Below are 9,121 nucleotides of genomic sequence, written 5' to 3' on the forward strand. Positions count from 1 at the left end.
GCTACCGGAGACGCGCTGCGACCTCGGCGACCGCGCGGTGGGGCGCGCCGAACATCTGCGACGACGCCTGGGCGCGTTTGAAGTAGAGCTGGATGTCGTGTTCCCAGGTGATGCCGATGCCGCCGTGCAGCTGGATGGCCTCACCGGTGATCGTCCGGTAGGCGTCCGAGCAGTATACGTGTGCCGCGAGCGCCAGGTCCGCGGCGTCCGGCGCATCCACGGCGACCGCGGCCACCGCGGCACGCGAGATCGACCGGGCCGTCTCGACGAGCACGTACATGTCCGCCATCCGGTGCTTGAGCGCCTGGAACGATCCGATCGTGCGGCCGAACTGCTTGCGCGACTTCGTGTACTCGACGGTGAGGTCGAGCGCGCGCTGTGCGCCGCCGACCTGCTCGGCCGACAACAGGGCCCAGCCCAGCGTGCGCAGTCGCGACACCAGGTCCGCCGGCGTCGGGATGACGTTCGAGGCCACCTCGTCGAACCGCACCGTTGACAGGCTGCGCGTCGGGTCCAACAGCGGCAACGGCGAGATCGTCACCCCGTCGGCATCGGCGGCGACCTCGTGCACCGTGATGTGCTCGCCGGGGCCCGACGCCAGCACCACCAGGGTGTCGGCGGTCTCCGCGTCGACCACGAATCCTGCGGTCCCCGAGAGCAGTCCGGCGTCGGCCTGCACACCCGGTGTGTCCCAGCCCCGTTCCCCGGCCCAGCAGAGCGCGGCCGTGCGCTCGCCGGTGGCGAGTTCGGGGAGCAGTCGTGCGGACGGCTCCGAGTCGGGGGCGAGCAGCAGGGCGCCGGTCGCCAGCACCGCGGACCCGAATGACGGGACCGGGCTCAGCGCGGCGCCGAGCTCCTCCAGCACCGCGGCCGACTCGGCCCACGACGCGCCGGCGCCACCGGCGTCCTCGGGAATGGGCAGTGCGGCGACGCCGATCTCGGTGCACAACGTCTGCCACAGGCCCCGGTCGATGCGTCCGTCGGAGGCCATCTCCTTGCGGACCGCTGCGGTGTCGCCACGACGGCGCAGCAGGTCTCGCACGGCCTCGGCGAGCGCCTCGCGTTCCTCGGCGGAGATCGGGAGGGTATCGGTGGTCACAGCGTCTCCAGGATGCGTTGACGGTGGACGGCGGGCGAACCCCAGGCGGTCAGGAGCGCGCGCGTCTTGGTGATGTACAGGGAGAGGTCGTGCTCGGCGGTGTATCCGATGGCACCGAGCACCTGCAGCGCGCGACGGGCCGAGAGGTGCGCGGCGTCGGCGGCGGCGACCTTCGCGGCGGAGACATCCCGGGAGACGTTGGTCCCCTCGGGCACCTGCCCGTCGATCCCGAGGGCGGCCGCATGGACGAGCGGACGCGCCATCTCGAGGGCGATGGCGACATCGGCCAGGTGGTGCTTGACCGCCTGGAAGGACCCGATCGGGCGACCGAACTGCTTGCGGGACCGGGCGTACTCGCTCGCGATGTCCATCATCGTCTGACCCAGTCCGAGGAGTTCCGCGGCAGTGGCGAGCGCGCCGGCGTCGGCGGCATCGGATGTGTCGATCCCGGTGGCGAGCTCCCGGTCCGGCTCGACCCGCGACAGCGTGCGGGTGGGGTCGACGGTCTTCTCGGTGCTGATGACCCGGCCGGTGGAGAGGACCCCGTCGACGACGACGTAGACGTCGGCGGACTCGACATCGGCGGCCAGCGGCTGCAGCGGCCCGATCGCCACCGTCGCCAGCCGCCCCTCGGCGAGGTCGTTGAGCGGTCCGTTGACGTCCGCGTCGCGGAGGAGGACCGGCAGCACCGCAACGCTTTCGACGATCGGCCCGGGTGCGCAGTGGCGGCCGAGTTGTTCGACGGCGACCACCATCTCCACGGCGCCGGCGCTGCTGCCGCCGTGGGACTCGTCGATGAGCAGGCCGCAGATCCCCGCGTCGGCGAGCTGCGAGTACACCTTGGCGACGGCCGTGCGGTCACCGGCCGCCCAGGCGCGCGCCGCGGTCGGCATGTCGGCCTTGCCGAGCATGGCGTCGACGGTCGCGGCCAGGTCGGTGTGGATGTCGGAGAGTTGGAAGTCCATGAGGTCAGCGGTCTCCGCGGGGAAGGCCGAGCAGGCGCTCGGCGATGACATTGCGTTGGATCTCGTTGGTGCCCGCATAGATCGGGCCCGAGAGGGAGAACAGGTAGCCGTCCATCCACGAATCGTCGAGCTCGGCGTCGGGTCCTTGCAGGTCGAGCGCGGTCTCGTGGGCCGCGATGTCCCACTGGGACCAGAACACCTTGTTGATCGACGACTCCATGCCCAGCTGTCCGCCGGAGGCCAGGCGGCTCACGGTCTGCCAGGTCGACAGCTCGTAGGCGCGTGAACCGATCCACGCATCGGCCACGCGTGCGTCGACGTTGGCGGTCGGCGGCACCTCGTCGCGACGCGCGCGCCACAGTTCGACCAGCCGGTCGGTGGTGGCCAGGAAGCGGCCGGGGGCACGCAGCGAGAGGCCGCGTTCGTTGGCGGCGGTGCTCATCGCCACCCGCCAGCCGTCGTTGACCTTGCCGATCACCCCGGACTCACCGGGATTGTCCGGGTCGTCGGGCACGAAGACGTTCTCCAGGAACAGCTCCGCGAAGCCGGGTTCGCCGTCGAGCTGGGCGATCGGTCGGACCGTGACGCCCTCGGCGCGCAGGTCGAACATGAAGTAGGTCAGCCCCTTGTGGCGCTGGGCCTCCTTGTCGGTGCGGAACAGGCCGAAGGCGCGGTCGGCGAAACTCGACCGGGAGCTCCAGGTCTTCTGACCGTTGAGCAGCCAGCCGCCGTCGGTGCGCGTGGCGGTCGAGCGCAGCGAGGCCAGGTCGCTGCCGGCCTCCGGCTCACTCCACGCCTGTCCCCAGATGTCGTCGGCGCGCGCCATTCTCGGCATGATGCGCTCGAGTTGTGCCGGATGGGCGTGTTCGAACAGCGTGGGCGCGAGCAGGAAGATGCCGTTCTGGCTGACCCGGCCCGGCGCGCCGGACCGGTAGTACTCCTCCTCGAAGATGACCCAGTGGAGCAGGGGCGCGTCGCGCCCGCCGAACTCCTCCGGCCAGCTGACGACGGACATGCGGTCTGCGGCCATCTCGCGTTCCCACTCGCGGTGGGCCTCGAAGCCCTCCGCGGTGTCCATGGACGGGAGCGGTTCGCGCGGCACGTGTTCGGCGAGCCAGGCGCGGACCTCGGCGCGGAACTCCTCTGCTGCGGAGTCGAAGAGAAGGTCCATGTCAGCCACCTGCCCGGGGGCTCGACGAGGCGGACGAACCGGCGGCCTTCATCGACTTGGCGTCCATGCCGCCGAGCGAGTCGCCACCGGCCTCGGCGTTGGCCGAGTGCGCGAAGTGGTGCCACCCGAACACCGAGTCCATGGCATTGCGCATGCCCATCTGGTCCTCGCAGATGTTCACGGCCTTCTTGCTGAGGAACAGGCCCTGCATCGGCATCGCCACGGCCTTCTCGGCGATCTCGTTCACCTTCGTATCCAGCTGGTCGCGCGGGACGACGTGGTTGACCATGCCCCAGTCGGCGGCCTGGGTGGCGGTGAAACGCTCGCCGGTGAACAGGATCTCCTTGGCTCGGCGCGGGCCGAGCACGTAGGCGTGGGCGAAGTACTCGACACCGGGGATGCCCATGCGGGCGACCGGGTCGGAGAAGAAGGCGTCGTCGGAGGCGACGATGAAGTCGCAGATCCAGGCGAGCATCAGGCCGCCGGCGATGCAGGCGCCGTGGACCTGGGCGATCAGCGGCTTGGGGATGTCGCGCCAGCGGCGGCACATCCCCATGTAGACCTCCATCTCGCGGGCGAGACGCTGGTCGGCGCCGGTCTTGTCGGTGTGGTCCCAGTGCAGGACGGCGACGTTGTCGTAGTAGGTGTCGAAGTCGCGTTCGGGGGTGCCGATGTCGTGGCCGGCCGAGAAGTGCTTGCCGTTGGCGCGCAGCACGATCACCTTGACCGACGGATCGTCGACGGCCTTGCGGAAGGCGGCGTCGAGCGAATAGGTCATCACCGAGTTCTGGGCGTTGCGGTACTCGGGTCGGTTCAGCGTCACGTACGCGACCGCGGAGTCGGGTCCGCCGACCTCATAGGCGACCGGCGTGGTGTCCGGGCCGAGGTCGTCGGGCCCGAGTGCGGGCGGGATCACGGCATCACTCATGCCACGAGCCTAACCTAGCAAGTGCTTGGTTGGTAGCCTCAGGGGATGTGGATGGTCCCGGTGCAGCTCGTGGACGGGATCGCCCACAGCGCGTTGCGGTTGACCGCGCTGAAGGTGACGTTCACCGTGCCCCGGCCGATCTGGTTCAGCGGGATCACGAAGTAGTGGACGCCCTGATAGGGCGGGTTCACCCGGGTGCTGCTGACCTTGCTGCCGCGCTTCTTGGTGGCGGTGTTGTGCCAGTCGAGCCGGGCCGTCGACTGGTAGCCGCCGGGAAAGAGGCTCGGGAAGTCGGTGGCGATGTAGGCGTTGCCGCCATAGGTGCTGACGATGGCGCGTCGGGCCAGGAACGGGATGTCGGCGACGTTGGGGGACAGCCCGACGCACGTCGACAAGGGGTATTCCCGGGAGGGGGCGGCGCCGGCGTGCCCGGCTCCCGCGAGACCGAGGCCTGTGGCGGCGGCGACCGAGAGCGCGACCGCGGCGAGCCTGGCGAACGTCGTGTTTCGGGTCATGCAGAGCTCCTCACATCGGATCGGGCACTCTCCTGCATTGTCGTGCTTGTGCTGCCGCGACGTGGCGGGTTGGGCGGATCCGAACACGGGCACCCGGACGATCGGCCGACGCGAAGGAGCGGTTCAGGGCAGATGCGTCGAGATCGCGGCGGCGCTGGCCCGGGTGGCCTCGGCGAGGGTGCGCAGCTCGGGCAGGGGCAGCGTCGTGTTCGGGCAGGCGACCATGGCCGCGACCACCCGCCGGTTCTCGCCGAAGACCGGCGCACCGATCGTGACAACCGGGATTTCTTCTGCCGCAGCCGATTCGAGCTCCTCGGGAAGGTAGTCGACGACGGAGAGCTCGGTGAGCAGGTCGCCCACGCGGTTCCGCAGGGTCTCGGGCATGGTGTCGAGCGATCCGAGGGCCTCGATGACGGCCACGTGGTCGTCGGTCATGCGCTCGATCGAGTAGCCGCGCTCGGCGACCACGTCGAGCACGACGCGGAGCCGGGTGCGGGAGGACTCCGAGGCCCGGGCGACCCAGGCCTCACGGTCGGCGGGGGGATCGAAGGCGACGAACTCGCGGCAGATCGGCGGACGGATCCGGATGCGGCTCCCGTCCCGGAGCCACGGGTGGGGTTCGGACCCGGGGGTGAGGTGCGGCGGGAAGGCGTGCGCGGCGAGGGTCAGGACATCCGACGAGGAGCGTCGTGCCACGAAGAACGGGATGCCGAAGCGATCGCAGAGCGCCCGGGTCTCGGTTGCGGCCCATCGCTGCAGGTGGTCGGCGCCACCCGCCTTGCGGGCCAGTGCGAGGAAGTCCGGCCCGATGCCGTAGCGCCCGCTCCCCGGATCGCGGCTGAGCCATCCGCGTGCGGTCAGTTCCGAGACGATCGCGTGCGCCGTGGCGCGCGAGAGCGAGGTGTGGCGGACGATCTCGGCAAGGGTCAGCGATTGCCGGTCCGACTCGGCCAGGAGTTCGACGATGTGGACCACGCGGGCGGTCGGGGGCGACGCGGGGCGCGCCGGTTGACGCGTCTGCGAGGGGTCACCTACCGTCGGTGTCACATTGTCAACACTTAGTGTCGAATATTCGACATGTCAAGGGGGTTGCGCGCGGTGACCAGCACGACCGACACCGGGAACCAGGACGGAAGTCCTGCGCGCCCGCCGACACATCACGGCTACGAGCTGTCGCACCTCGCGGAACTCGAGGCCGAGTCGGTGCACATCTTCCGCGAGGTCGCGGCGACATTCGAACGTCCGGTCCTGCTCTTCTCCGGGGGCAAGGACTCGGTGGTGATGTTCCACATCGCGCGCAAGGCGTTCTGGCCGGCGCCGATCCCGTTCCCGCTGATGCACGTCGACACCGGCCACAACTTCGACGAGGTCATCGACTATCGCGACCGGATCGTCGAGAAGACGGGCGTCCGGCTGATCGTGAGCTCGGTCCAGGACGACATCGACGCCGGGCGGGTCGTCGAGCCCACCGGTCCCGGTGCGAGCCGCAACCGCCTGCAGACCACGGCGCTTCTGCGCGGGATCTCCGAGAACCGGTTCGACGCGGTGTTCGGCGGCGCCCGCCGAGACGAGGAGAAGGCGCGCGCCAAGGAGCGCGTGTTCAGCTTCCGCGACGAGTTCGGCGCGTGGAATCCGCGTGACCAGCGTCCCGAGCTGTGGCGGCTCTACAACGGGCGCCACCACAAGGGCGAGCACATCCGCGTCTTCCCGCTGTCGAACTGGACCGAACTCGACATCTGGCAGTACATCGCGCAGGAGGACATCGAGCTGCCCTCGATCTACTACGCGCATCAACGCGAGGTGATCCCACGCGACGGCATGCTGCTGGCGAAAACGCGTTTCCTGCAGCCGCTTCCGGGGGAGGAGGTGCGCGTGGAGACCGTGCGGTTCCGCACCGTCGGCGACGCGACCTGCACCGGGTGCGTGGTGTCGGACGCCGATGACGTGGCGAAGGTGATCGCCGAGATCGAGGTCACCCGGCTGACCGAGCGCGGCGCGACGCGCGCCGACGACCGGATCTCGGAGTCCGGCATGGAGGATCGCAAGAAGGAGGGGTACTTCTGATGGACGGAGATCACCGGGGTGCCACCGAACTGTTGCGGCTCGCCACGGCGGGATCGGTCGACGACGGCAAGTCGACGCTGATCGGGCGGCTGCTCTACGACTCGAAGGCGATCTTCGCCGATCAACTCGAGGCGATCGAACGCACCAGCGCGGCCCGCGGCGACGAGTACGCTGACCTCGCCCTGTTGACCGACGGCCTGCGCGCCGAGCGCGAGCAGGGCATCACCATCGACGTCGCGTACCGCTACTTCGCCACGCCCAAGCGGAAGTTCATCATCGCCGACACCCCGGGCCACACCCAGTACACCCGCAACATGGTGACCGGGGCGTCGACCGCGGATCTCGCGATCATCCTCATCGACGCCCGCAAGGGGGTCCTCGAACAGACCCGTCGGCACGCCTTCCTGTCGTCGTTGCTCGGCATCCCGCACCTGACGGTGTGCGTCAACAAGATGGACCTGGTGGACTGGTCGCAGGAGCGCTTCGACGAGATCTGTGCCGAATTCGTCGAATTCGCGGCGAAACTCAACGTCGCCGACGTGACGTTCATCCCGATCTCGGCCCTGCGCGGCGACAACGTCGTCGAATCCTCCTCTGCCATGCCGTGGTACGAGGGCCGACCGCTGCTCAGCCATCTGGAGAACGTCTACATCGCCTCCGACCGCAACCTGATCGACGCGCGTCTGCCCGTGCAGTACGTGATCCGCCCGCAGCGCAGCGACGGCCTCGACCATCGCGCGTACGCGGGCACCGTCGCCGGCGGCGTGTTCACCAAGGGTGATGAGATCGTGGTCCTGCCAAGCGGATTCAGCACCACGATCACGGCGATCTGGGGCCCCGGGGGCCAAACGGTCGATGAGGCGTTCGCCTCGATGGCCGTCTCGGTCGAGCTCGCCGACGAGATCGACATCGTGCGCGGAGACATGCTCGCCCGGCCCAACAACCGTCCCTACGTCGGCCGCGACATCGACGCGATGGTGTGCTGGTTCGCCGAGGACGCCGAACTGCGTCCGCACAACCGCTATCAGATGCTGTGCGGCACCCGGTTGACGCGTGCGCAGATCAGCGGGCTGAACTACCGACTCGACGTCAACACCCTGCATCGCGACGAGCAGGCGGACGGATTGTCCCTCAACGAGATCGGTCGGATCACCCTGCACACGCAGGAGCCGGTGATGTTCGACTCCTACCGGCGCAACCGGGACACCGGCAGCTTCATCCTCATCGACGAGGCGACCAACCGGACGGTCGCGGCCGGCATGATCACGGCCCCGGTGAGTCACGACAGCCACGTCGTCTGGCAGGCCTCCAAGGTCTCGCGGGAACACCGCCCGCACCGCGGCGCCACAATCTGGCTGACCGGCCTGTCCGGGTCGGGCAAGTCGTCGCTGGCCGTGGAACTGGAGCGGCGATTCGTCGCCGAGGGGCGGCCGGCCTACCTGATGGACGGCGACAACCTGCGGCACGGCCTCAACTCCGACCTCGGCTTCTCCGACGACGACCGGCGCGAGAACATCCGTCGCACCAGCGAGGTCGCCGCGCTGTTCGCCGACTCGGGCGCGGTCGCGATCGTCTCGCTGATCAGCCCGTTCGCCGAGGAACGGCGACGCGCCCGCGAGATCCACGCCGAGCGCGGCCTGCCGTTCTACGAGATCTTCATCGACACCCCGCTCGAGGAATGCGAACGCCGCGACCCCAAGGGCCTGTACCGCCGGGCGCGGCGCGGGGAGATCGGCCAGTTCACCGGCATCGACTCGCCCTACGAGCGGCCGGAGGACCCCGAGCTGGTCATAACCCCCGCCGACGGCGCGCCGGCAGAGGTCGCTGACATGGTGATCCGTAACCTGGGGCTGTAGGAGCACGGACCCGGCCGACCCCGGCACCTGCCGGGCCAGAGAGGATCAGGCGTGACCGACGATCGAGCACTGGCGGGCGAACTCGCCACCGCGGCAGGCGAACTCCTGCTGGACATCCGCAAGACCAGCGGTCTGGTCGGCAAGGAACTGGGCAAGGCCGGCGACCTCCGGTCCAACGAGTTCCTGCTGCGGCGACTGGCAGAGGAGCGTCCCGGCGACGCCGTGCTGTCGGAGGAGTCGGCCGACGACAAGACACGGCTGTCCGCCGAACGCGTCTGGATCGTCGATCCGGTCGACGGCACCCGCGAGTACGGGACCTACGAGAACGGCGGGGGCCGAGCCGACTGGGCCGTGCACGTCGCGCTCTGGTCCGCGTCGGGCGGGCTCGTCGCCGGTGCCGTCGCGCTGCCCGCGCTCGGGGTGACCTACGTCGACGACGACACCGCCGTCGAGCCCACCGAGGGGCTCGCATCGCGGCCGCGGACCGGCCGTCCGCGCGTGGTGGTCAGCGGCTCGCGGCCGC

Annotated in this window: 9 protein-coding genes; 3 read left to right on the forward strand and 6 right to left on the reverse strand. The window is 69.7% G+C overall.

Going from position 1 to position 9,121, the window contains the following annotated elements; translation table 11 throughout:
* Nucleotide 1: 1 nt before the first annotated feature.
* The 6 genes from GP2_RS02995 to GP2_RS03020 form a co-directional block, all read right to left on the reverse strand.
* Nucleotides 2-1,099, reverse strand: a complete 1,098-nt coding sequence (locus GP2_RS02995; protein ID WP_006898987.1) for an acyl-CoA dehydrogenase family protein — start codon at nucleotides 1,097-1,099, stop codon at nucleotides 2-4.
* On the reverse strand, nucleotides 1,096-2,064 hold the full coding sequence (locus tag GP2_RS03000) for an acyl-CoA dehydrogenase family protein (RefSeq protein WP_006898988.1): 969 nt from the start codon (nucleotides 2,062-2,064) through the stop codon (nucleotides 1,096-1,098). The genes GP2_RS02995 and GP2_RS03000 overlap by 4 nt, the downstream gene beginning before the upstream one ends.
* Nucleotides 2,065-2,068: 4 nt before the next feature.
* On the reverse strand, nucleotides 2,069-3,235 hold the full coding sequence (locus GP2_RS03005; RefSeq protein WP_006898989.1) for an acyl-CoA dehydrogenase family protein: 1,167 nt from the start codon (nucleotides 3,233-3,235) through the stop codon (nucleotides 2,069-2,071).
* Between the two features lies 1 nt (nucleotide 3,236).
* Entirely contained in the window at nucleotides 3,237-4,163 is a 927-nt protein-coding gene (locus GP2_RS03010) for an enoyl-CoA hydratase (RefSeq protein ID WP_006898990.1), read from the reverse strand.
* A 38-nt stretch (nucleotides 4,164-4,201) separates the two neighbouring features.
* Nucleotides 4,202-4,678 carry a hypothetical protein gene (locus GP2_RS03015; protein ID WP_006898991.1) on the reverse strand — a complete coding sequence of 159 codons (477 nt, stop codon included), beginning with the start codon at nucleotides 4,676-4,678 and terminating at the stop codon, nucleotides 4,202-4,204.
* Between the two features lie 123 nt (nucleotides 4,679-4,801).
* A complete protein-coding gene (locus tag GP2_RS03020) occupies nucleotides 4,802-5,725 on the reverse strand; it encodes a helix-turn-helix domain-containing protein (protein WP_040526291.1) in 924 nt (307 codons plus the stop codon).
* 51 nt (nucleotides 5,726-5,776) lie between these two features.
* On the opposite strand from GP2_RS03020, the gene cysD reads away from it, so the two are divergent.
* The 3 genes from cysD to GP2_RS03035 all read left to right on the forward strand — a co-directional run.
* Complete coding sequence (gene cysD, locus GP2_RS03025; protein ID WP_006898993.1) at nucleotides 5,777-6,742, forward strand: sulfate adenylyltransferase subunit CysD; 966 nt, start codon at nucleotides 5,777-5,779, stop codon at nucleotides 6,740-6,742.
* Complete coding sequence (gene cysC, locus GP2_RS03030; protein ID WP_006898994.1) at nucleotides 6,742-8,598, forward strand: adenylyl-sulfate kinase; 1,857 nt, start codon at nucleotides 6,742-6,744, stop codon at nucleotides 8,596-8,598. The genes cysD and cysC overlap by 1 nt, the downstream gene beginning before the upstream one ends.
* A 51-nt stretch (nucleotides 8,599-8,649) precedes the next feature.
* On the forward strand, nucleotides 8,650-9,121 hold a 472-nt coding region (locus GP2_RS03035; protein ID WP_006898995.1), incomplete at its 3' end, for an inositol monophosphatase family protein.

Source organism: Gordonia paraffinivorans NBRC 108238, from assembly GCF_000344155.1.
Classification (GTDB): Bacteria; Actinomycetota; Actinomycetes; order Mycobacteriales; family Mycobacteriaceae; genus Gordonia; species Gordonia paraffinivorans.